Annotated in this window: 14 protein-coding genes; 5 read left to right on the top strand and 9 right to left on the bottom strand. The window is 71.0% G+C overall.

Annotated elements, in window-relative coordinates:
• Positions 1 to 370: 370 nt before the first annotated feature.
• Entirely contained in the window at positions 371 to 2,233 is a 1,863-nt protein-coding gene (locus ACGFNU_RS27400; protein ID WP_392598065.1) for a tetratricopeptide repeat protein, read from the top strand.
• A 63-nt stretch (positions 2,234 to 2,296) separates the two neighbouring features.
• Here ACGFNU_RS27400 and ACGFNU_RS27395 read toward each other — a convergent pair whose 3' ends face one another.
• The 6 genes from ACGFNU_RS27395 to ACGFNU_RS27370 all read right to left on the bottom strand — a co-directional run bounded on the left by ACGFNU_RS27395 (position 2,297) and on the right by ACGFNU_RS27370 (position 9,671).
• Complete coding sequence (locus ACGFNU_RS27395; protein WP_392598063.1) at positions 2,297 to 3,295, bottom strand: polysaccharide lyase family protein; 999 nt, start codon at positions 3,293 to 3,295, stop codon at positions 2,297 to 2,299.
• A gap of 1 nt (position 3,296) precedes the next feature.
• Positions 3,297 to 4,841: an alkaline phosphatase D family protein gene (locus ACGFNU_RS27390; RefSeq protein ID WP_392598061.1), complete on the bottom strand. Its 1,545-nt coding sequence runs from the start codon at positions 4,839 to 4,841 to the stop codon at positions 3,297 to 3,299.
• 193 nt (positions 4,842 to 5,034) lie between these two features.
• Complete coding sequence (locus ACGFNU_RS27385) at positions 5,035 to 5,880, bottom strand: carbohydrate ABC transporter permease (RefSeq protein ID WP_392598059.1); 846 nt, start codon at positions 5,878 to 5,880, stop codon at positions 5,035 to 5,037.
• Positions 5,877 to 7,010 carry a carbohydrate ABC transporter permease gene (locus ACGFNU_RS27380; protein ID WP_392598057.1) on the bottom strand — a complete coding sequence of 378 codons (1,134 nt, stop codon included), beginning with the start codon at positions 7,008 to 7,010 and terminating at the stop codon, positions 5,877 to 5,879. The genes ACGFNU_RS27385 and ACGFNU_RS27380 overlap by 4 nt, the downstream gene beginning before the upstream one ends.
• 7 nt (positions 7,011 to 7,017) lie before the next feature.
• On the bottom strand, positions 7,018 to 8,313 hold the full coding sequence (locus tag ACGFNU_RS27375) for an ABC transporter substrate-binding protein (RefSeq protein ID WP_392598055.1): 1,296 nt from the start codon (positions 8,311 to 8,313) through the stop codon (positions 7,018 to 7,020).
• Positions 8,313 to 9,671, bottom strand: a complete 1,359-nt coding sequence (locus tag ACGFNU_RS27370; protein WP_392598053.1) for a Gfo/Idh/MocA family protein — start codon at positions 9,669 to 9,671, stop codon at positions 8,313 to 8,315. The genes ACGFNU_RS27375 and ACGFNU_RS27370 overlap by 1 nt, the downstream gene beginning before the upstream one ends.
• Positions 9,672 to 9,797: 126 nt before the next feature.
• Here ACGFNU_RS27370 and ACGFNU_RS27365 point away from each other — a divergent pair, with 126 nt between their 5' ends.
• The 4 genes from ACGFNU_RS27365 (at position 9,798) to ACGFNU_RS27350 (ending at position 17,737) form a co-directional block, all read left to right on the top strand.
• The gene (locus ACGFNU_RS27365; RefSeq protein WP_392598051.1) at positions 9,798 to 11,033 is read left to right on the top strand and encodes an ROK family protein; all 1,236 of its coding nucleotides are present in this window, start codon (positions 9,798 to 9,800) and stop codon (positions 11,031 to 11,033) included.
• 281 nt (positions 11,034 to 11,314) lie between these two features.
• On the top strand, positions 11,315 to 15,049 hold the full coding sequence (locus tag ACGFNU_RS27360; RefSeq protein ID WP_392598049.1) for a glycoside hydrolase family 2 TIM barrel-domain containing protein: 3,735 nt from the start codon (positions 11,315 to 11,317) through the stop codon (positions 15,047 to 15,049).
• A gap of 11 nt (positions 15,050 to 15,060) precedes the next feature.
• Positions 15,061 to 16,164, top strand: coding sequence for a PQQ-dependent sugar dehydrogenase (locus tag ACGFNU_RS27355; protein WP_392598047.1), 1,104 nt, complete (start codon positions 15,061 to 15,063; stop codon positions 16,162 to 16,164).
• A 124-nt stretch (positions 16,165 to 16,288) separates the two neighbouring features.
• On the top strand, positions 16,289 to 17,737 hold the full coding sequence (locus ACGFNU_RS27350) for a sialidase family protein (RefSeq protein ID WP_392598045.1): 1,449 nt from the start codon (positions 16,289 to 16,291) through the stop codon (positions 17,735 to 17,737).
• Between the two features lie 82 nt (positions 17,738 to 17,819).
• On the opposite strand, the gene ACGFNU_RS27345 is transcribed toward ACGFNU_RS27350, so the two are convergent.
• The 3 genes from ACGFNU_RS27345 to pdhA are packed head-to-tail and all read right to left on the bottom strand — an operon-like array spanning position 17,820 to position 21,391.
• Positions 17,820 to 19,268, bottom strand: a complete 1,449-nt coding sequence (locus ACGFNU_RS27345; RefSeq protein ID WP_392598043.1) for a dihydrolipoamide acetyltransferase family protein — start codon at positions 19,266 to 19,268, stop codon at positions 17,820 to 17,822.
• Positions 19,265 to 20,281: an alpha-ketoacid dehydrogenase subunit beta gene (locus ACGFNU_RS27340; protein ID WP_392598041.1), complete on the bottom strand. Its 1,017-nt coding sequence runs from the start codon at positions 20,279 to 20,281 to the stop codon at positions 19,265 to 19,267. Before ACGFNU_RS27340 ends, ACGFNU_RS27345 begins: the two co-directional genes overlap by 4 nt.
• Before the next feature lie 12 nt (positions 20,282 to 20,293).
• Positions 20,294 to 21,391, bottom strand: coding sequence for a pyruvate dehydrogenase (acetyl-transferring) E1 component subunit alpha (gene pdhA / locus ACGFNU_RS27335; protein ID WP_392598040.1), 1,098 nt, complete (start codon positions 21,389 to 21,391; stop codon positions 20,294 to 20,296).
• Between the last annotated feature and the right edge of the window lie 104 nt (positions 21,392 to 21,495).

The raw sequence follows: 21,495 nt of genomic DNA, 5'->3' as shown, positions 1-21,495 counted from the left end.
TCCGCAGCTTCACCGAGGTCAGGAGGCCCTCACAAGCGCAGGCGGCCATATCTAACCTGCGCTTAACACTCGCGGCCGAGGTGATCGTCAAGCGGTTTGTCAAGGGTGGTCAGGTGTCCGGATGAGGCCGCCCGCCGGTTACTGAAGGTGGCGGTTGGTCACGCATGATGGTCTGCGTTCGCAAGTTACCGCCAAGGAGGGTTCGCGACGTGAAGAAAATCATCGTGCACCGTACGGGCACCGTCACGATGAGGGGGGCGGCCAGCGCCAAGCACTTCGGCTGACCGGACCAGCGAGACCGGCTCCCGCGGCGCGTGGTCGAGCCGCGCCACGGGGGCCTTTCCGTCCCCTCATCCCGGGAGGCTCCCGCGTGCACCGCGACCGTGTCGTCAGGAATCGCGTCGTCAGGAATCGTGTCGTCAGGGTCGGTGCCGACCGCCGGTTGCGGGGCCCCTACACGGCCGGCGGCGCCCTGCTGCACACCCTCGTCCCCGAGGCCCTCGACGCCGCGCCGGAGCTGGTCGCCGAGCACGACATCGAGATCCGCGCGGTGGCCCCCGACCTGCGCGACCGTGTCCGCGCCCGGCGGCGGCCGATCGCCGCGCACCGGCCCCGGGCCGAACGCATCCTCGTGCCCGCGCCCCGCCGGACGCTGCGCCTCGCCAACGGCATCGCCGAGTTCGTCCGGGACCTCCTGGCCCGGACCGGCCCGCTGGCCGTCGAACTGCTGGACCACGCCGAGGCCGACCCTGCCGATCGCGAGCTCGTCGCCGTGCTGCGCCGCCGCGTCCCGCCCGAGCTGCTGACGATCGACACGCTGCGGCGCGCCGGCGCCCGCGCCGCCTCAGCCCTGACCCCGCGCGAGCACGATCTGCGGGCGGACGAACTGATCGCGCAGGGCCTGATCGGGCCCCGGCTCGGCGCGGTGCCGTGGCACCGCGAACGTGGGACCGATCCACGCCGCGCGGCCGAGGCTTACCGTTTCGCCACTGAGTGGTGCCTGGAGCAAGGCTGTCATCACTCCGTGGCCGAGCTCGGGCTCCGCGGCCTCTCCCTCGCCGACCCCGACGCCGCACCGGAGACCTGGTGGGGCCTAGTGCACGACACCGCCATAGCGCTCGGTGCGCTGGGCCGTGAGGACGAGGCCGAACGGGTCCTGATGGAGGCACGGGGCCGGACCACCTCCCCGTTGTGGCACTCCACGATCGCCTACACGCTCGCGATGCACGCCACCCGGCACCACGATCCGGCGCGCCGCGACCTCGACGCCGCGCTCGGCTGGGTCAACACCGGCATCGCGCTGTGCGGCCTCCTGCCCGAGCCCGGCGAACGCGCGGTCAAGCTCGGCTTCGACCTCAACGGCAGGGCCCTCATCGAGACCCGGCGAGGACGTCCCGACGAGGCGCTCCGGTTCGTCCAGGACGCGATCGACCTCGCCGAACGCGACCTCCCCGACGACGCCCAGCTCGTCCACAAGATGGTGCTGCGCGCCAACAAGGCCCAGCTGTACGACCTGCTCGGGCGCACCGCCGACGCCCTCGCCGAGTGGGACGCGGTCATCGCCGCCGACCCCGAGTACCCCGACTACTACATCGACCGGGGCAACCTGCTCTACAAGCTCGGCCGGGTGGCCGACGCGGTCGCCGACTACGAGACGGCCATCGAGACCGGGCTCCCCTTTCCCGAACCGTACTTCAACCGCGCGCAGGCCCGGTTCGCCGCGGGCGACCTCACCGGCGCGCTCGCCGACCTCGACCACGCGCTCGAACTCGACCCCGGCTTCGCCGAGGCGCGCCCCAACCGCGCCGGCATCCTGGTCGCGCTCGACCGCTACGACGAGGCGCGCGCCGCCTGCGACGAGGGGCTGGCCGGCACCCCCGACGACCCCTATCTGCGCTGCGCGCTCGGCCAGGTCGAGGCCGCGGCGGGACGCCATCTCAAGGCGCGCGAGGCCTTCGACCGGGCCCTCGCCCAGGACGCGTCGATGGCCACGGCGTGGGCGTGCCGGGGCGTCCTCTCGTTCGAGACGGGTGATCCCGCCGCCGCCGTGCGCGATCTGAGCCGCGCGCTGGAGCTCACCGACGAGGCGGCGGCCGAGACGCCGGCGCTGCTGTTCAACCGCGCCATGGCACTGCGCGCCGTCGGCCGTGAGGACGAGGCGCGCGCCGACCTCGAACGCGCCGGAAAGCTGGCACCAGGGGATGCGGAGATCCAGCGCGGCCTGGCCGAATGACCGGTCACCGAAATCGCGTGGTGGCCGTGGTCGGAGACCACGGCCACCGGAAACAGGACCTGCTCAGCGGGTGAAGATGCCCAGGGCGTCGTAGACGTGCCAGGAGCCGAGCGTCTTGTCGATGGTCAGCACGTTCTCGCCGGTCTTCAAAGCCGAGGCCGGAAGCGCGAGCTCCACATAGGACGGCTTGAGGGTGGTGCCGGGGACGGTGGCGTCGCCCTCCAGCGAGCCCCGGGTCGCGCCGTTCTCGAGCTTGACCTCGCTGATCTGCGTGCCGTTGAGGGCGAGCGCGATCGTTCCGGCGAGGGAGGCGTGCGTGTCCAGCAGCCAGATCGACAGCCAGGTCTCGCCCGCCGGGACGGCCTCCAGCGCGAAGCGGAAGGTCGCTCGGCTGGGCTTGCTGCCACCCCAGGAGTCGGAGGGGCCCGGCTGGATGTAGGACCAGTCGTTCTCCGGTCTGCTCGTCCCGAACGTGTAGTCCACGCCGTTCGGGAACTTCGTCCGGTACTGCGATGACTTGTTGGGGGAGAGGGCCAGCTCCAGGCTCTTGTGGTCGAACGCGCCGACCGTCGCCAGCGCCTTGCCCGAGACGGCGACCGATTCGGTGCTGTGCCCGGCGACCTCGGCGGAGGGGCGGCTGCGGTTGCCCGCGGCGTCCACCACCACGATCCGGTAGTACCAGTCCTGGCGGCCGCCGCCCATGCGGTCGTGGGCGAACGAGGCGTAGACCGTCTTGGCGACGAGCGTGTCGGGGCCGACCTTGAACCCCGCCGTCTTCGAGCCGTAGATCGCGTAGTGGTCGACCAGCGGCTTGTAGGCCTCGCCCTCCCAGCTCAGCCGGATCCGGCCGATCTCGCTCTTGGCGCGGAGCCGCCGGACGGGGCGGGGGCCGGCCGAGGCGGAGGCCTCGGCGGGCAGGACGGCGAGAGGCGCCGCGGCGGCCGCGGTGGCGGCGAGGCCGAGGGCGGTACGGCGGGCGAGCGGCCGGTCTTTCCCGGCGCTTCCCGTCATCTCGGCGCCTCCCGGCGTCCCGGTGCTCCCGGTCATGTTCTCCTCGGTCATATCACACCTCTCGCGTCAGGCCGGGCTTGCCGGCCTCGGTGACGAAGCGGGCCGCGGTCGTGACCGGGCTCCCGGGACGGCTGACGTACTCGACGCTGCGGAAGTCCGAGGTGAGCGTCGTCGGCGTCATGCGGCCGGACACGTAGCCGCGGCGGGCGTTGTAGTACTTCACGTGCGGGTTGCCCAGCCAGATCTGGGCGTACTGGTCGGTCTCGCCGCCATTGCCGTCGGAGCCGACCGAGGTGCAGACCAGCTCGGTGCCGATGGTGGCGGAGTCGGGGTTCTTCCAGTCGGCCTTGAGCTCGGCGGCGACGGCGCGGTGGATGTCGCCGGAGAGCACCACCGGGTTGGCGATCTTGTGCTTGCGGAAGGCGTTCCAGAGCCGGTCGCGGTTGGCGGGGAAGCCGTCCCAGATGTCGTTGCTGTAGGTCTGTCCCGGGCCGGTGTCGCGGTCGATCTCGGCCATGACGACGCCGGTGGCGAGGATGTTCCAGGTCGCGTTCGACTTCCCGAGGCCGTCGTACAGCCACTTCTCCTGCTTCGCCCCGAGGATCGAGCGCTGGGGGTCGAGGCGTTCGGGCGGGTTGCCGGTCACGACGCCCGCCGGGAAGGTGTCGCGGTACTGGCGGTTGTCGAGCATGTCGATCTGGGCGAGGCGGCCCCACGTGAACCGCTGATAGAGCGCGATGTCGGGGCCCTGCGGCTTGACCGTGCTGCGCAGCGGCAGGTTCTCGTAGAGCGCGCGGTACGCGACGGCTCGGCGGCGCAGGAAATCCGAGGGCGGGATGCCGGTCTCCGACCACTCGTCGGCGTGGTTGTTCTGGACCTCGTGGTCGTCGGAGGTGAACACCCACGGCGCCACGGCGTGCGCGGCCTGGAGGTCGGCGTCGCTCTTGAAGAGCGAGTAGCGCAGCCGGTACTGCTCCAGCGTCACGGCCTCGACGCCGTGCTCGGGGCCCAGCGGCAGCGGCTCCTCGCGCCACCAGTTGGTCTTGGTGATGCCGTACTCGTAGATGTAGTCGCCGAGGAAGAAGATCAGGTCGAGGTCCTGCTCGGCCATGTCCTTGTACGCCGTGAAGTGCCCGTGGTACCAGGCCGCGCACGACGCCGTGGCGAAGCGCAGCTCGGCGGGCATGGAACGCGGGTCGGGCGCGGTGCGCGTGCGGCCGACCGGGCTCACCTCGTCGCCCGCCCGGAACCGGTAGAAGTACTCGCGGCCCGGCCGCAGCCCGCGCACCTCGACGTGCACGGAATGGGCCAGTTCGGGGGTGGCGAGCGCCTGCCCGCGTTTGACGACCTTCTTGAACGCGGCGTCCTCGGCGACCTCGTACCGCACGGTGTAGGGGCGGCGGGGCATGCCGCCGTGGCCGTCGGCCTCGGTGGGCTTGGGCGCCAGGCGCGTCCACAGGACGAAGCCGTCGGGCCACGGGTCGCCGGACGCGACGCCGAGGCCGAACGGGTCGCTCGGGACCTTGCCGCCGACGTTCTCCTCGGCGGCGGCGTGCCCGGTGCCGAGGGCGAACGCGGCGGTGCTGACGCCGGTCATCGCCAGGAACGATCGGCGTCCGGGGACGGCGAAGCCGCTCCGGGGGGTGTGGGGGGTCGTCCCCCCTCGGGCGGAACTGCGGGTGGGCAGGGGTGATCTCATGCGCGGTACTCCAGAGGGGATTGGGCCCGAATCTGAGCAGACTGGAGGGGAGGACGGAACGGGAGGTGAAGCCGGACTCAACGAGGAATGATCACTTGAGGCCGCCGGAGGTCAGCCCGGCGACGATGCGGCGCTGGAAGATGAGGACCACGGCCACCAGCGGGACGGTCACGATGACCCCGGCCGCCATCTGGGTGCCGAACGGCTGGTCGAAGCCGTGCTGGCCGGTGAACTGGGCCACGATCACGTTGGCGGTCTTGGTCTCCTGCTTGTTGACCATGCTCAGCGCGATCATGTACTCGTTCCACGCGACCACGAACGTGATGATCGCGGTGGTGAAGACGCCCGGCGCGGCCAGCGGCAGGATGACCCGCCGGAACGCCTGGCCCGCCGTGCAGCCGTCCACCATCGCCGCCTGCTCCAGCTCGAACGGGAGCTGCCGGAAGAAGACCGTCAGGTTCCAGACCGCCAGCGGCAGCGCGAACGACAGGTTCGGCACGATCATCGCCTGGTAGGTGTTGATCCAGCCGATGTCGGTGAACAGCCGCAGCAGCGGGACGATGAGCAGGCTGACCGGGAACATCGACGTGGACACGATCAGCGCCAGCACCAGCCGCTTGAACCGGAACTCCAGCCGGGCCAGCGCGTACGCGGCCGACACCCCGACGATCAGCGTGAGCACGGTGGTCAGCCCGGCCACGACGAGGCTGTTGCCGAGCGCGCGGACGAAGCCGTTGTCCGCGTCGAACACCGCCCGGTAGTTCTCCAGCGACCACGGCCGCGGCAGCGGCGACATGTCGAGGATGTCGTTGGTGCGGCGGAGGCTGGAGACGATCATCCAGTAGAAGGGCGCCAGGCAGAACACCACCACGGCGATCATCGTCAGCGGATCGGTGAGCCGCTTCAGCCCCCGCGCTCCCTCACGGCTGCCGCTCATTGCGCGGTGCCCCTTCCGAATCGGGCCGTACGCCGGGCGGCAGGGGAGGCCGTCCCCCCTCGGCCGACGAAGTCGGCGCCCAGCAGCCGGACGAAGACGTACGCGGCGAAGACGATGTAGAGGAACAGGGCGATCGCGCAGGCCGCCGCCGGGCCGAACCGCAGGTTCATCGCCTCGTCCCAGGCGAGCTGCGACAACGTCTCCACCGACGGTTTGCGGGTGCCGATGAGCACCTGCGGCACGTCGAACATGCGGAGCGAGTCGAGCATCCGGAACATCACCGCGACCAGGAGGGCCGGTTTGACCATCGGCAGCGTGATGCTCCAGAACCGCTGCCACGCGTTCGCCCCGTCCACCCGCGCCGCCTCGTACACCTCGGCCGGGATGATCTGCAGCCCGGCCAGCACGAGCAGCGCGACGAACGGCGCGGTCTTCCACGTGTCGGCCAGGATCACCGCGTACTTGGCGGCCGTGCCGTCGGCGGTCCAGAGCACCTCCCGGCCGAGCACCGCGTTGGCCACGCCGTCCGCCGAGAAGATCCACCGCCACAGCAGCGCGGAGATGGCGGTGGGGATCGCCCACGGCACCAGCACGCTCGCCCGGAACAGCGCCCTGCCCCGGAACGCCCGGTGCATCAGCAGCGCCATGCCGAGCCCGAGGATCGTCTCGAGCACGACGGTCGTGACGGTGAAGAACGAGGTGTTCCAGAGCGCGGTCAGGAACCGGTCGCCGGTCTCGCCCCGGAACAGGTCGGCGTAGTTGCGCAGCCCGCTGAACCGGGTGCCCTCGACCACCAGGCCGTCGGCGTCGAGCTCCTCGCTGGTGGTGTGCAGCGAGTCCCAGACCGCCACCGCGATCGGGAAGACGATCACGACGCCGAGCACCGCGAGGGTGGGCGACAGCAGGGCGGCGGCCAGCCGCCCCTGGCCGTCGGCCCGGCCGCCCGCGCGGGAGCCCGTGCGGCCGGTCCGGCGAGATGGTCCCCTGCCGGGCCGCTGGCCGGCGAGAGCCGGCCCGGCAGGGGACGTTACCGGCGACGGCCCGGCGGGTGTGGTGCCGGGGCCGCGGCCGGTGCTCGGATGGGCCGGCCCGGTGTTCGTGGCGGTCGACCCGGTGTTCTCGGAGGTCAAGGCGGGCTCAGTCGGCCAGGCCGGACAGCGCCGTCTGCAGGTCGGCGGAGGCCTGGTCGACGGTCTTCTTGCCGGTGACGGCGGCGGTGACGTTGTCCTGGATCGCGGCGCTGACCTCGCTGTACTTCACCGCGACCGGACGCGGCTTGGCGGCCTCAAGGCTCTTCTTCAGGACGGGCAGGTACGGGTAGAGCTTGACCATCTCGGGGTCGTCGTAGAGCGCCGCGCGTGACAGCGGGAATGACTGCTCCTTGCCGTACTCGCGCTGGATCTCCAGGCTCACGATGTAGGTGATGAAGTCACGCGCGGTGGCCTGGTTCTTGGAGAAGGCCGACACCGACAGGTTGTTGCCGCCGAGCGTGCCCGAGCCAGGGCCGTCCTTGCCGGGCAGCGGAACGACGTCGAACTTGCCGTTCACCTTGGACGTGCCGTCCTTGGCCGAGGCCATCGCGTACACGTAGGCCCAGTTGCGGTGGAAGACCAGCTTGCCGTCCTGGAACGCGCGGCGGCCCTCCTCCTCCTTGAGCGTGACGCCCTTGGACGGGATGGTGCCCTGCTTGAAGCCGTCCGCCAGGAACTGCAACCCGGCCTTGGCCTGCGGCGTCGTCACCTGCGGCTTGCCGGAGTCGTCGAAGACCTGGCCGCCCGCCGACTGGACCGCCTCGGAGTAGTTGACGGTGAGGCCCTCGTACTTGTCGTACTGGCCCGCGAAGCAGTCGACGCCCTTGCCTTCGGACGTCTTCTTCACCTTGGCGCAGGCGTCGGTGAGCTCGGCCCAGGTCTTCGGCGGGTTCTTCACCCCGGCGGCCTTCAGCAGGTCCGTGCGGTAGTAGAGGATGCCGGTGCCGGTCAGCCACGGCGCCGCGTACAGCTTGCCACGGTACTTGCCGGTCTCCAGCGCGGTCGGCAGGAACGTGGCCGGGTCGAGCTTGGACTCGTCCAGCGGCAGCACCCAGCGGCGCGCGGCGAACTCGGCCGTCCAGACCGCGTCCAGCCGGATCACGTCGTAGGCGTTCGACTTGATCTGCGCGTTCTGGACCAGCTGCTGCCGGGTCTGGTCACCGTCCTCCGGCAGCTCGATGATCCGGACCTTCTCGTTCGGGTGGGCGGTGTTCCACTTGCCGACGAGCTTCTGGATGGTGCCGGTCAGGTCCTTGCCGGTGGCGAACGTGATGGGCCCGCGGCCCGCGTTCGTCTTCGTGGCCGAGGAGCCCTTGTCGTCGCTCCCGGATCCACACGCGCTGAGGGCCAGCGCCAGGGCGATCGCCGTCGTGGCGGTGCCCGTGAGGGTCTTGGTGTTCATCAGGCCGTGCCTTTCGCGGGGGATGCGGAGGGTGCGGGGGATGCGGAGGATTTCGCGGGGGTCAGGGAGGGGGTGATGTCCACGACCGTGCCGGTGTGGCGTGCGCGTTCGGCCGCCCAGACCACCCGGTGGGCGGCCAGGCTCTCCCGCGCGTCGGAGGGGAGCAGGGAGGGATCGCCGGTGGCGATCGCCGCGATGAACGCGTCGGCGAGGGCGTCGTCGGCGTCGTCGTGACGGCCGTCGGGCGACCGGTGGTCGTCCGCCGTCTCGAAGACCTCCTCCTCGCCGGTGACGAAGTCGCGCAGGGTCAGCCGCGCGCCGTCGCCCTCGATGAAGCCCGCCGTGCCGAAGATCCGGGTCTGGCGCTGCACGTACGGGGAGAACGCGGTCATGGTGAACGCGGCCGTCGCCCCGGACGGGAACTCCAGGTTGACGACCTGGTGATCGACCACGTCGTTGTCGCTGCCGTACACGCACCGCCCGTACGGCCCCTCGCGGAGCGCGGTGCGGACGCCCGCCTCGGTGTGGTCGGTGGTGACCACGCTCAGCGGCCAGGCCCGCAGGTCGGGGTCGTCGAGGCACGACAGGTAGAGCCGCTTGGCCGAATAAGGACACGTGGTCTCGACCGTGCAGTCCAGGCAGCGGTCCGCGGCGCCGGCCGGGCGGTTCTCCGGCCGGAAGTGCGAGAGCCTGCCGAACGAGGAGACCCGGGCGGGTTCCTCGCCCATCACGTGGATGATCCAGTCGAGGTCATGGCAGGACTTGGTCATGAGCATCGGGCCGGACTCGTCCTCGCGCCGCCAGTTGCCGCGGACGTAGGAATGGGCGTGATGCCACCACCCGACCGGCTCCAGATGCTGGATGCTGATCGGGGTTCCGATCCGCCCCGCCGCGATCAATTCCCTGATCACGGCCGTGTAGGGCGTATAACGGAGCACGTGACAGACCGCGAGGGTGGAGCCGTTCCGCTCGACGGCCGCCAGGATCGCGACCGCGTCCGCCTCGGTGGTCGCCATCGGCTTCTCCAGCAGGATGTGGTAGCCGAGATCGGCGAACCGGACCGCCGGCTCGGCATGCTCGGCGTCAGGCGTCGCGATGATCACACCGTCCGCCAGCCGCCCGGCGGCGGCGAGGTCGCGCCAGTCGGCGAACACCCGCTCGGGCGGGATGCCGTGCTCGGCGGCGAACCGCTCCCGCCGCACCGGGTCCGGCTCGGCCACCGCGACCACCCTCGCGCCGTGCCTGCCCGAGGGGGGACGACCCCCCACGCCCCCCGGAGCCGCCGGCGCCCGCCGGGCATAGGTGGAGCCGCGGATCCCCGCCCCCGCCACGGCGAGCGTGACCCCCGATGCTTCCATCGCGATATGCCTCCTGACCTGGTGAGATGCGCACCCGGCACACCTCGGCGGCATTTACGAAAGTTCATTTCGTAAGTAGGTTGCGCAATAATGTCCTCGTACCCCCGATCCGTGTCAAGAGGTCCCGTGTCAGATTCCGCGCTCCATGGGGGCGACCCGTCGGTGCTCCGGCGGCTCAACTCCGTCGCCACGCTGCGCGCCCTGCGCGGTGGCGGCGAGCCCACGCTGTCCGAGCTCGCCAAGCAGGTCGGGCTGTCGCGGCCCACCACCGAGGGCGTGCTCGGCGAGCTGGTGGAACGCGGGCTGGTCGAGGAGGTCGCGCCGCGCGCCGGGGCCGGCCTGGGCCGTCCCGCCCGGCGCTACCGGTTCCGCGCCGAGGCCGGCTACGCCCTCGGCATGGAGATCGAGTCGCACCGGGCCCGGATCTTCGTCGCCGACCTGGACGGCGAGGTCGTCGGCGGCCACAGCGTGGACCTGGACGTGGCGTGGGAGCCGCCCGAACGGCTCGCGGCCGTCCGCGCCGCGGTGAAGACCTGCCTGGCGCGGGCCAAGGTCGACCGCTCGGACCTGTGGGCGGTGGCCGCCGGCACCCCGGGCGTGATCGCCCCGGACGGCACCGTCGCGATCTGCACGGTCGTGCCCGGCTGGCAGGGGCTGCACCTCGCGCGCGAGCTCGGCCGGTCGTTCTCCTGCCCGGTGTACGTGGAGAACGACGCCAACCTGGCCACCGTCGCCGAACGCTGGCGCGGCGTGGCCAAGGACGTCGACGACGTCATCTACGTCCTGGCCCAGCTGCACACCGGCATGGGCGCGATCATCGACGGCCGCCTGCACCGCGGCCGCTGGGGCGCGGCCGGCGAGGTCGGCATGCTCCCCGAACTGGGCCTGCGCGACACCGCCGCAGTGCTATCAGGCGCAATGAGCCCGTCACCCGCAACCCCCAGCGAGGTCCAGGACGAAGGCCCCGGCGCGGGTGTCGACGTGGGCGCTGGCGAGGACGAGGAGTCCGGCGCGGGGGCCGGTGAGGGGCGCGACGCAGGCGTCGAACGGGTGTTGGACGCGGCTATGCGGGGGGATCCTCAGGCCGTCGCGCTGGTCGAGCGGCTCGCCGCACGTATGGCGCGCGGCATCGCCGCCATGGCGCTCGCGCTGGATCCCGAGATGATCGTCGTCGGTGGCGAGCTGACCCACGCGGGCGACCGGCTCGTCGAGGAACTGCGGCGGCACGTCCGCCCGCTGTGCCTGGGCCCCACCCGGATCGAGGCGTCGACGCTGGGCGACGAGGCGGTCGGCCTCGGGGCCGTGCGGCTCGCCCTGGACCACATCGACGAACGTCTCTTCCGCATCGACGCCGCCCAATAGGATCAAGGGCTCTGCGCCGTTGACGGCGGCGCCTTGCCGATCTAGCGTCCCAGGCGTACTTGTCCTTGTTGATATGTGAATCCAGCGCTGGACCGCCCCCCGCACCGCGAGCGCGCTACCTGAGCCTGGAGCGAGCCGGAGGCCATGCTCCAGGCGAAGATCGCGAAGCGATGTCGCGCTCGCCGCTTTGCGGTTTGGTCTTGAGCCGCCAGGCGAGGGGCCAAGGCCGCGAAAGCCATGAACACAGTCAGGGGGCCTGCCCACCTAGGAGGCGCGCAGTAATGGCGCGACGTTCCCCCCGCTCCCTGACCGTCTGCCTGGCTCTCCTCATCGCGGTGGCCTCGCTCGCCTGGCCGCGCGCGGTTTCGGCTGCGGCACCCGAACCGCCGTCCGATGTGTACACGTATCTCGACGACCCGCAGATGGTGGCGGAGGGGCAGGAGCCCGCGCACGCCATGCTCCGGCCGAGCGAGCGGCGATGGTCGCGGTCGCTGGACGGGGAGTGGCGGCTCCAGCTGGCCGAGCGGCCCGGTGAGGTGCCCGCCGGTTTCTACCGCAAGGGATACGACACGTCCCGCTGGCCGAAGGTGAAGGTCCCGCACACCTGGCAGAGCGACCGCATCGACCATCCGGTGTTCCGCAACATCCCCACCGAGGTCTGGCCGGACAATCCGCCGAAGACGCCGCGCGACATCAACCCGACCGGTGCGTACGTCAAGCGCCTGGACGTGCCGGACGGCTGGGGTGACCGGCGCACGGTCCTGCGTTTCGAGGGCGTGACCAGCGCCTACTTCGTCTGGGTGAACGGGAAGTACGTCGGCTATGACCAGGGCGGCTACACGCCCGCCGAGTTCGACGTGAGCGCCCACGTCCGCGAGGGCGCCAACACGGTCGCCGTGCAGGTTCACCGCTGGAGCGCCGGCTCCTACATGGAAGATTACGACCAGTGGCGATACAGCGGAATCTTCCGTTCGGTGTGGGCGTACTCGACGCCCAAGACCTTCGTGCGCGACGCGTCCATCACGACGGATCTCGACGCCTCGTACCGCGACGCCACCCTCAACGCCGATCTGACCCTCGCCAGCACGCAGGGCGCGAAGGGCGAGCACACCGTGCGTGCGACCCTGCTCGACCCGCGCGGCAAGCCGGTGAAGCGCTTCGCGGGCAAGGTCGCGGTCACCGGCGGCACCGCGCCCCTGCGGCTGTCGACGCCGGTCGCCGACCCGGCCAAGTGGTCGGACGAGACCCCGAACCTCTACCGGCTGGCCCTCGAACTCGTCGATCCCGGCGGCCGCGTCACCCAGACCACCAGCGAGACCCTCGGCTTCCGCAAGATCGAGATCAGGGACCGGCAGCTGCTCGTCAACGGGAAGCGCATCCTCATCAAGGGCGTCAACCGCGCCGAGACCGATCCCGACACCGGACGGCACCAGACCAGGGCGCGGCAGGAGTCCGACGTCGCGCTGATGAAGCGGCTCAATGTCAACGCGATCCGCACCTCGCACTACCCGTCCGACCCGTACCTCTACGAGCTGGCCGACCGCCGCGGGATCTGGATCGACGACGAGGTCGACATCGAGACCCACAACGTGGAGAACTGCGGGCTGCCCGCGGGCCATCCGCGCGACTGCCTCGCCGACCGGCCCGAGTGGCAGAAGGCGTTCCTCGAACGGTTCCAGGCGATGGTGGCGCGCGACAAGAACCACCCCAGCGTCTTCATGTGGGACACCGGCAACGAGGCGGGCCTCGGTGCCGCGCACACCAGGATGGCCGAATGGGCCAAGGCCACCGACCCGGCGCGACCGCTGTACCACCAGTCCAACTCGCCCGACGGCGACGCCCCGTTCGCCCAGGTCTGGGGCCCGCGCTACCCGACCCCGGCACGCCTCGCCGCGCAGGCGCTCGTCACGTCCAAGCCGATCATCATGGGGGAGTACGCCCACGCGATGGGCAACAGCCTCGGCAACTTCCGCGAGTTCTGGGAGGTGGTCCGCAAGTATCCGCAGGTGCAGGGCGGCTTCATCTGGGACTGGGCCGAGGCCAACCTGCGGCATCCGCTCATCACGACCCCGGACTCCTCGCCCAGCAAGATCAAGAGCTGGTTGCAGGGCCTGCCGAAGACCGTCGAGGGCCACCGCGGCAAGGCGCTCTACTTCTCCGGGCTGGACGACTTCGTGGAGGTCTACCGCGACCGGCGCCTCGACCTCATCGGCGACAAGGTGACGCTGGACTCGTGGGTGAAGCCCGCGTACCCGTGGACGGGCGACTTCACGATCATGACCAAGGGCGACCACCAGTACGGCCTCAAGATGTCGAACGAGACCACGCTGGAGTTCTTCATCTTCAGCGGCGGCACCTGGCGGACCGTCCGCGCGCCTGTGCCCGCCAGCTGGCACGACAACTGGCACCGGGTCACCGGGGTCTACGACGGCACCGCCCTGCGCCTCTACGTCGACGGCAAGGAGGCCGCGAACGTCCCGTACAGCGGCACCATCGCGTGGTCGTCAGGCGACGTCAACGTGGGCCGCAACTCCGAGACCATGCAGGACCAGCTCAACGGCCGGATGGCGCACGGCTCGATCGACGACGCGCGGATCTACGGCCGGGCGCTGACCCCCGCCGAGCTGGGCTCCGGCGCCGATCCGACGAAGGACGCGGTGCTCGCGCTCGACTTCGACGACTTCGGCAAGAAGGGGACGTTCCTGTCGAACGGGGAGAGCCTGTCCGGCGATGACGGCCTGGTCGGCTCAGATCGTTACCTCCAGCCCGAACTGGCCCAGCTCGCCTGGGTGCAGTCACCGATCCGCGTCACCCGTACAGGCGATCAGGTCTCCGTCGCCAGCGAGCGCGCGTTCGCCGGCACCGCCGACCTCAAGCTGCGCTGGCGCTACACCGAAGGCCGCCGCACGCTGCGGTCGGGCGGCGGTCCGCTCAGCCTGGCGCCAGGCGGCTCGGTCGCGGCACCGATCCCGCCGCCTCCCGCGAACCCCTCGGGCAACGAACGGTGGCTCACGGTCGAGACGGTGCTCGCGAAGCGGACCTGGTACGGCCCGGCAGGGCACGTGGTCGGCTTCGGGCAGTTCCCGGCCGGAGGCACGGCGGTGCCGGGGATTGCGACGCCGTCGAACGGGAAGGTGGAGACGACGCAGAACGCCAAGGAGATCGTCGTGTCCGGCCGTGACTTCCGGTACGTGTTCGACCGGGCCCGGGGCACGCTCACCTCGATGCGCCACAAGGGCGTCGAACTGCTCCGCACGGGCCCCGAGCTCGACGTGTGGCGCCCGCCGATCAGCAACGAGACCTACACCTGGGGCCGCGCCGAGGGCGAGGACTGGCGCCTCGCGGGCCTGGACCGCCTCGCCACCACTCCCACCTCGATCACGGTCACGCCAGGCGACAAGGCCACAATCGGGATCACCAGCAGGGTCTCGGCGCCGGGCTACGCCGACGCCTGGCTCGACCAGACCACGACGTACGTGGTGGACGGCTCAGGGCAGATCGAGCTGAACCACCGAGTCAGCCCGCAGGGACGTGTCCGAGCCGTTCCCTACTTGGCCCGGGTGGGCTTCACGCTGAAGATGCCCGACACGTTCAAGCGCTTCTCCTGGTACGGACGCGGGCCCGTCGAGAACTACAACGACCGCAAGGACGGCACCCGCATGGGCGTCTGGTCGTCCTCCGTGGACGACCAGTACGTCTCGTACTACCGGCCGCAGGACTACGGCAACCACGATGACGTTCGCTGGGCCACCCTCACGAACGCACGCGGCACGGGTCTTCTCGTAGGCGGCGACCTCGAAGCATCGGTCACGCCATACGACGACCTGGACCGCGCCCTCTATCCGTTCGCCCGCGTACGCAACCCAGGCTGGAACACCTTCCACGTGAACCACGCCGTCACCGGTGTCGGGGACACTCCCAACCCCGTACGCCCCGAATATCAGGTCCGGCCAGACCGCGAATACACGTACTCCGTCGTGATCCGGCCGGTGACCCAGGAGTCCGCCCCCCGCTGAAGAGGACCGACATGAGACTTCGCGCGCTCATCCTCGGAATCGCCCTGACCGTGACACCCCTGTCCGCCGCCCCGACCGCCTCGGCCGTCCCGGCCGCCTTGAAGGTCCCAACTGCCTCGACCGCCTCGGCCGCCGAGCCGGAATTCGACTTCACCAAACCCGACGTGGTCGCCACCGGCCTGACCGTCCCCTGGGGCTTGGCGTTCCTCCCCGACGGCGCCGCCCTGGTGTCCGAACGCACAAGCGCCCGCATCCTGCGTCTGACCCCAGGCTCTCCACCCACGGAAGTCGCCCGCCTCACAGGCGTCCAGCCGGCGGGCGAAGGAGGTCTCCTGGGCCTGGCCGTCAGCCCGACCTACGCCCAGGACGGCTACGTCTACGCCTATTACACGGCCGCGAACGACAACCGCATAGTCCGCTTCAAGCTCGCGGCCACGCCCACCCAGGAAGTCGTCCGCTCGGGCATCCCGAAGGCGTCCATCCACAACGGCGGCCGCATCCACTTCGGCCCTGACGGCATGCTCTACGCCGGAACGGGCGACGCGGCGCAGACCGCCAACGCCCAGAACCCCGCCAGCCTCGGCGGCAAGATCCTCCGGATGCGCCCCGACGGCTCCCCGCCGCCCGACAACCCCGACCCGTCCTCCGTCGTCTACACGCTCGGCCACCGCAACGTCCAAGGCTTCGGCTGGGGCGGCGGTCACCTGTACGCCTCCGAGCTGGGCCAGAACACCTGGGACGAGGTCAACCACATCACGGCCGGAGCCAACTACGGCTGGCCCAACGTCGAGGGCAAGGGCGGCGAACCCACTTACCGCGACCCCCTCGTCACCTGGACCACCGCCGAAGCGTCCCCTAGCGGCGCCACCGTGGCAGGCGACACCTTCTACGTCGCCGCCTTGCGCGGCACCCGCCTGTGGCAGGTTCCCCTGAACGGCGAGGGCGGCACGTCCGGCAATCCCACGTCCGCCCTCTCCGGCACCTATGGCCGCCTCCGCGAAGTAGCCGCAGGTCCCGACGGCCACCTCTGGATCACCACCAGCAACCGAGACGGCCGGGGGAGCCCCACGGCGGCGGACGACCGGGTAGTCCGCTTCCCCAAGATCGTCCGTTAGGGAGCGAATTTGATCTTGGGGCGGTAGCGTCGGTCGTGCCATTCGGCGTCTGCTGGGAACACGTTGCCGGGGTCGGCGGCAGCGTGCCCTGTGGAAGACACCCCCCGATGATGAGGAAACCCCGTTGAAACGACGTTCCAGGTCAGTGGCCGTCGCGGCGGCCGCCGTGTTCGCCTGCACCGTTGCCGCCCAGCCCGCCTTGGCGGACGGCGCCGACCGCGCCGGTGTGGCGCGGGTGACGAGTACCAGCGCGCTGCCCGCGGGTTGCGGGCTGCCCGAGGGCAACGGCTACGTGCTGAACCCGAATACCGAAATCCAGCCGTGGCTGGCGTCCGACCCGAAGCGGCCGGGACGCCTGGTCGCGGTGTACCAGCAGGACCGGTGGAACCGGTACGGCGGCAACGGGACCGGCACCGCCGTGTCCACCGACGGCGGCGCGACCTGGCGCCGGTCGGCGGAGCAGCCCGCGTTCTCCCGGTGCGACGGCGGGACCGCGGCGAACGGCGGTGACTACGACGTCGCGACGGACCACTGGGTGACGGTCACGCCGACCGGCACGGCGGTGGCCGCGTCGCTCTCGCTGTCGCGCACCGGGGAGACGACGGGGATCCTCGTGTCGCGGTCCGGCGACGGCGGCGAGCACTGGGACGACCCGGTGACCCTGGCGCGCGACAACGACCCGAACCTCTTCAACGACCGTCCGGCGGTCACCGCCGACCCGTACCGCCCGGGCGTGGTCTACGCGGTGTGGGACCGGGTCGAGACCCAGGCGAGCGGCGCCTGGACCCAGCCGGTCTACCTGGCGAAGTCGACCGACGACGGGCGCACCTGGACCACCAAGAAGGTGTACGACTTCGCCGCCAACGGCGGCGTCATCGGTACCGAGCTGGTGCCGATGGCCGACGGCGCGCTGCTGATCGGCATGCACCACGAGACCGACACCACCGCCGCCACCCAGGTCATCCGCTCGACCGACGGCGGCGCCACCTGGTCGGCGCCGACGCTGAACGTGGCGGCCCCGTTCGCCGTCGGCGTCAAGATCCCGGACCCGGACAACTCGGGTGACCCGGTGCGCAACGCGTCGCTGCCGCTGCTGGCGGCCAAGCCGAACAGCAAGGTGGTGAACGCGGTCTGGCAGAGCCAGGACGCCGATGGCACCTTCCACGTCGCGTACTCACGGTCCGCCGACGCCGGGAAGACCTGGTCCACCCCGATTCGCGTGGACAAGACGCCCACCGGCTCGGCCGCGGTCCCGTCGATCGCCGTGTCCCGCACCGGCACCGTGGCGGTCACCTACTACGACTTCCGCAACAACACCTCCGCCGCCACGCTGCCCACCGACTTCTGGGCCGTGACCTGCGCGGCGAAGTGCACGGCGTCCGGATCGTGGCGCGAACAGCACCTCGAGGGCTCCTTCGACGCCCGGACGGTGCCGTTGACGAGCTCCGGCCGGATGGTCGGCGACTACACCGGCCTGGTCTCGACCGGCTCGTCCTTCGTGGCCGTGTACGGCGCGGCCACCGGCGACACCACCAACCCGGTGGACCTGCACAGCGCGACCTTCTCCCACTGACACACCCCAGCGAGAACAGCGTCAAACGCAGTGTGCCCGCCGTCCTGCACAAGGGCGGCGGGCACAGCTCTTTTCGGTGTCGTCAGGCGACGATGAGGAGGGGCTTCTCCAGGAGCTCGACCAGGCGGGCCAGGAACTTGGCGCCCGTCGCGCCGTCGATGGCGCGGTGGTCGAACGAGGCGGTCACGGCCATGCGCTTGCCCGGGACGACCTGGCCGTCGCGGACGACCGGCTCGTCGCGGACGGCGCCCACGGCGAGGATGGCCGACTCCGGCGGGTTGATGACCGCCGAGAAGGAGTCGATGCCGAACATCCCGAGGTTGCTGACGCTGAACGTGCCGCCGCTCATCTCGTTCGCGCCCAGCTTGCCGTCCCTGGCCGTGGCGGCCAGCGCGCGGGTCTCGGCGCCGATCTCCGCCACGCCCTTGCGGTCGGTGTCGCGGATGACCGGGACCAGCAGGCCGTCCGCCACGGCGACCGCGACGCCGACGTGCACCCGCTTGTGGAAGAGCAGGTTGTCCTCGGTGAACGAGACGTTGATCTCCGGGTGCTCGCGCAGCGCGGTGGCGCACGCCTTGACGATGAGGTCGTTCACGCTGATCTTCGCGGGCGCGAGCGCCTCGTTCATCGTCGCCCGGAACGCCACCAGCGCCTCGGCGTCCACGTCGCGGGTCAGATAGAAGTGCGGCGCGTTCCGCTTGCTCTCGGTGAGGCGGCGGGCGGCGACCTTGCGGAACCGGTTGAGCGGGACGGCCTCGGTGTCCTCGTCCACGCGCGGCGTGGCCGTCTTCGCCGGAGCCGCCGGGGCCGGAGCCGCCGGGGCGGGGGCCGCGGTGGAGGTGGCGGTGGGCGCGGCGGCCGGGACGTCGCGGATGGCGGCCTCGATGTCGGCGCGGACGATGCGTCCGCCCGGACCGGTACCGGTGATCGTGGTGAGGTCGAGCCCGTGGTCGCGGGCCAGCCTGCGCGCGAGCGGCGACGACGGCGGACGCGAGCGCGGGGCCTCGCCGGAGCCGTTCGAAGCCGGAACGGCGGGCCCCGAGACGGACGCACCGGCGCCCAGCTCCGGAACGGGAGCAGCGGCGGATTCAGGAGCGGGGGCCTGTGCAGCGGCCGGAGCCGGGACATCGGCGGCTGGAGCCGGGACCTCGGCGGCCTGGGCAGCGGCGGCCGGAGCCGGAGAACCGGCGGTCGGGGCGGCCGTGGGAGTCGCAGCCTGGGCGGGAGCCGGAGCCGGGGCGGCGGAGGCCGAGTCGGGACCGGGGCTGGGCGCGGCCTGGGCCGCGACACTGGCGCCCTTGGGGGCGATGATGGCGATCGGGGCGCCGATCGCGGCGGTCTCGCCCTCGCCGACGAGGATCGTTTCGAGCACGCCGGCCTCGTACGCCTCGTACTCCATGACGGCCTTGTCGGTCTCGATGTCGACGATGACGTCGCCCACGGCGACCTCGTCACCCGGCTGCTTCTGCCAGGAGCTGATGACGCCCTCCTCCATCGTGTCGGAGAGGCGGGGCATGAGGATCTCGGTCATCGGGCGGTCTCCTGCAGACGGCGGCCGCGCGCGCGGAGAGTGTCGTGCACGGCGGTGATCAGGGAATCGGCGGAGGGCAGCGCGGCCAGCTCCAGCGGCTTGGAGTAGGGGAGCGGCACCTCGGCCATGGCGACCCGGCGCACGGGCGCGTCGAGCCAGTCGAACGCGCCCTCCTGGATGCTGGCGGCGATCTCGGCGCCGATGCCGTACGTCAGCCAGTCGTCCTCGGCGACCACGGCGCAGCCGGTGCGGCGGACGGAGTCGACGACGGTCTGCCGGTCGAGCGGGCGCAGGCTGCGCAGGTCGACGACCTCGGCGGAGATGCCGTCGGCGGCCAGGGTCTCGGCCACCTCCGTCGCCACATGCGCCATCCGCGAGTACGCGACGATCGTGATGTCCGTCCCCGGACGGGTGACAGCGGCCTTGCCGATCACGGCGGGCTCGATGTCGGGAATGTCGGCCGGGAGCTCGCCCTTGGTGTTGTAGAGCGCGAGGTTCTCCAGGAACAGCACCGGGTCGTCGTCGCGGATCGCGGCCTTGAGCATGGCCGACGCCTCCGCGGGCGTGCTGGGCGCCAGCACCTTGAGCCCGGGGATGAACGAGTAGAACAGCTCGACGTTCTGCGAGTGCGTGGCGCCCAGCTGCTGGCCGCCGCCGCCGGGCGTGCGGATGACCATGGGCACGCTGGCCTGGCCGCCGAACATCCCGTAGATCTTCGCCGCGTGGTTGACGATCTGGTCGAGCGCCAGCAGCGAGAAGTTGATCGTCATGATCTCCACGACCGGGCGCAGCCCCAGCATGGCGGCGCCGATCGCGGCGCCCACGAAGCCCTCCTCGGCGATCGGCGTGTCCTTCACCCGGCGCGGCCCGAACTCCTTGAGCAGCCCTTCGGTGATCTTGTACGAGCCCTCGAAGACGCCGATCTCCTCACCCATGAGGAAGACGTTCTCGTCCCGGAGCATCTCGGCGCGCAGGGTCTCCCGGAGTGCCTGGCGGTAACTCGTCGTTGCCATAAGTCGCCCTCCTCAGGCCTGGAATACCGGGTCGGCGGGCAGGCGGCGCAGCTCGCCCTCCACCGGCGTCGCGTAGGTGTAGTCGAAGAGCGTCGACACGTCCGGGTGCGGGCTCTGGTCGGCGAACGCGGCGGCGTCCTCGACCTCGGCGGTCACCTCGGCGTCGATCTTCTCCCGCTCCTCAAGGGAGAGAACCCCGGCCTCCTCCAGCTCCAGCGCCATCCGGGCGAGGGGGTCGGCGGCCTTCAGGGCCTCCTTCTCCTCCTTGGACCGGTAACGCGCGGGGTCGACGACCGAGTGCCCCTTGAGCCGCAGGCTGGTCGCCTCCAGCAGGTAGGGCTTGCTCTCCGTGCGAGCCCGCTCCACGGCGATCTTGGCGGCCTCGTGCACCGCGACCACGTCGTTGCCGTCCACCCGAGCGCTGTCCATCCGGTAGGCGGCGCCCCGCCGCCACAGCTCAGGCTCCGCGGCGGAATTCTCCACCGTCGTCCCCATGCCGAGCCCGTTGTTGATGATCACGAAAACAACCGGCAGATCCCAGAGCGCGGCCATGTTGAGCGACTCGTGGAAGGCGCCGATGGCGGCGGTTCCCTCACCCATGTGGCACATCACGACGTCGTCGCCGCCCTTGTAGGAGACGGCCAAGGCAGCGCCGGTGGCCAGCGGCAACTGCCCGCCGACGATCCCGTATCCACCGAGCAACCGGGCCTCGGCGTCGAACATGTGCATCGACCCGCCCCAGCCCTTGGAGACCCCGGTCGAACGCCCGTACAGCTCGGCCATCACCCGGCGCGGCTCGATGCCCTTGGACAGGGCGTAGCCGTGCTCCCGGTAATTCGTGAAGAGATAATCCGTAGGCCGCAGGGCCGACATGAGCCCCACCACGGTGGCCTCTTCGCCCAGGTTCAGGTGACAATAGCCACCGATCTTGGCCTCGGTGTAGGCACGCGCGGCGCGTTCCTCGAACCGCCGGATCAGCAACATCTGCCGGTAATGGGCGACGAGCTCGGCGCCCTCAGCAGTCGTGCGCTGGGCCCGGGTGCGGGCCCTGGCCGCCGTCCCGCGCGCCGCGCGGGTCCGGGCCGGCTTGGCCTTGGTGGTCTCAGCCATCGGCTTCTTCTTCCGTACGAGGGTGCGTGGCGCGGGGTCACCGACCACTCATCGATCATCATTGATCAATGATCGATCATATGATGATACCAAGGCAGGTCAAG

Source organism: Spirillospora sp. NPDC048911 (assembly GCF_043198015.1).
In the GTDB taxonomy this organism is placed as follows: domain Bacteria; phylum Actinomycetota; class Actinomycetes; order Streptosporangiales; family Streptosporangiaceae; genus Spirillospora.
The sequence above is the reverse complement of the archived record's forward strand: the minus strand, read 5'-3'. Positions and strand labels throughout refer to the sequence as shown.

Excerpts from the sequence above, each read along its gene's own strand:
- ACGFNU_RS27395 (WP_392598063.1), bottom strand. The coding sequence starts at position 3,295 with ATGACCGAGGAGAACATGACCGGGAGCACCGGGACGCCGGGAGGCGCC.
- ACGFNU_RS27390 (WP_392598061.1), bottom strand. The coding sequence starts at position 4,841 with ATGACCGGCGTCAGCACCGCCGCGTTCGCCCTCGGCACCGGGCACGCC.
- ACGFNU_RS27385 (WP_392598059.1), bottom strand. The coding sequence starts at position 5,880 with ATGAGCGGCAGCCGTGAGGGAGCGCGGGGGCTGAAGCGGCTCACCGAT.
- ACGFNU_RS27375 (WP_392598055.1), bottom strand. The coding sequence starts at position 8,313 with ATGAACACCAAGACCCTCACGGGCACCGCCACGACGGCGATCGCCCTG.
- ACGFNU_RS27370 (WP_392598053.1), bottom strand. The coding sequence starts at position 9,671 with ATGGAAGCATCGGGGGTCACGCTCGCCGTGGCGGGGGCGGGGATCCGC.
- ACGFNU_RS27360 (WP_392598049.1), top strand. The coding sequence starts at position 11,315 with ATGGCGCGACGTTCCCCCCGCTCCCTGACCGTCTGCCTGGCTCTCCTC.
- ACGFNU_RS27355 (WP_392598047.1), top strand. The coding sequence starts at position 15,061 with ATGAGACTTCGCGCGCTCATCCTCGGAATCGCCCTGACCGTGACACCC.
- ACGFNU_RS27345 (WP_392598043.1), bottom strand. The coding sequence starts at position 19,268 with ATGACCGAGATCCTCATGCCCCGCCTCTCCGACACGATGGAGGAGGGC.
- ACGFNU_RS27340 (WP_392598041.1), bottom strand. The coding sequence starts at position 20,281 with ATGGCAACGACGAGTTACCGCCAGGCACTCCGGGAGACCCTGCGCGCC.
- pdhA (WP_392598040.1), bottom strand. The coding sequence starts at position 21,391 with ATGGCTGAGACCACCAAGGCCAAGCCGGCCCGGACCCGCGCGGCGCGC.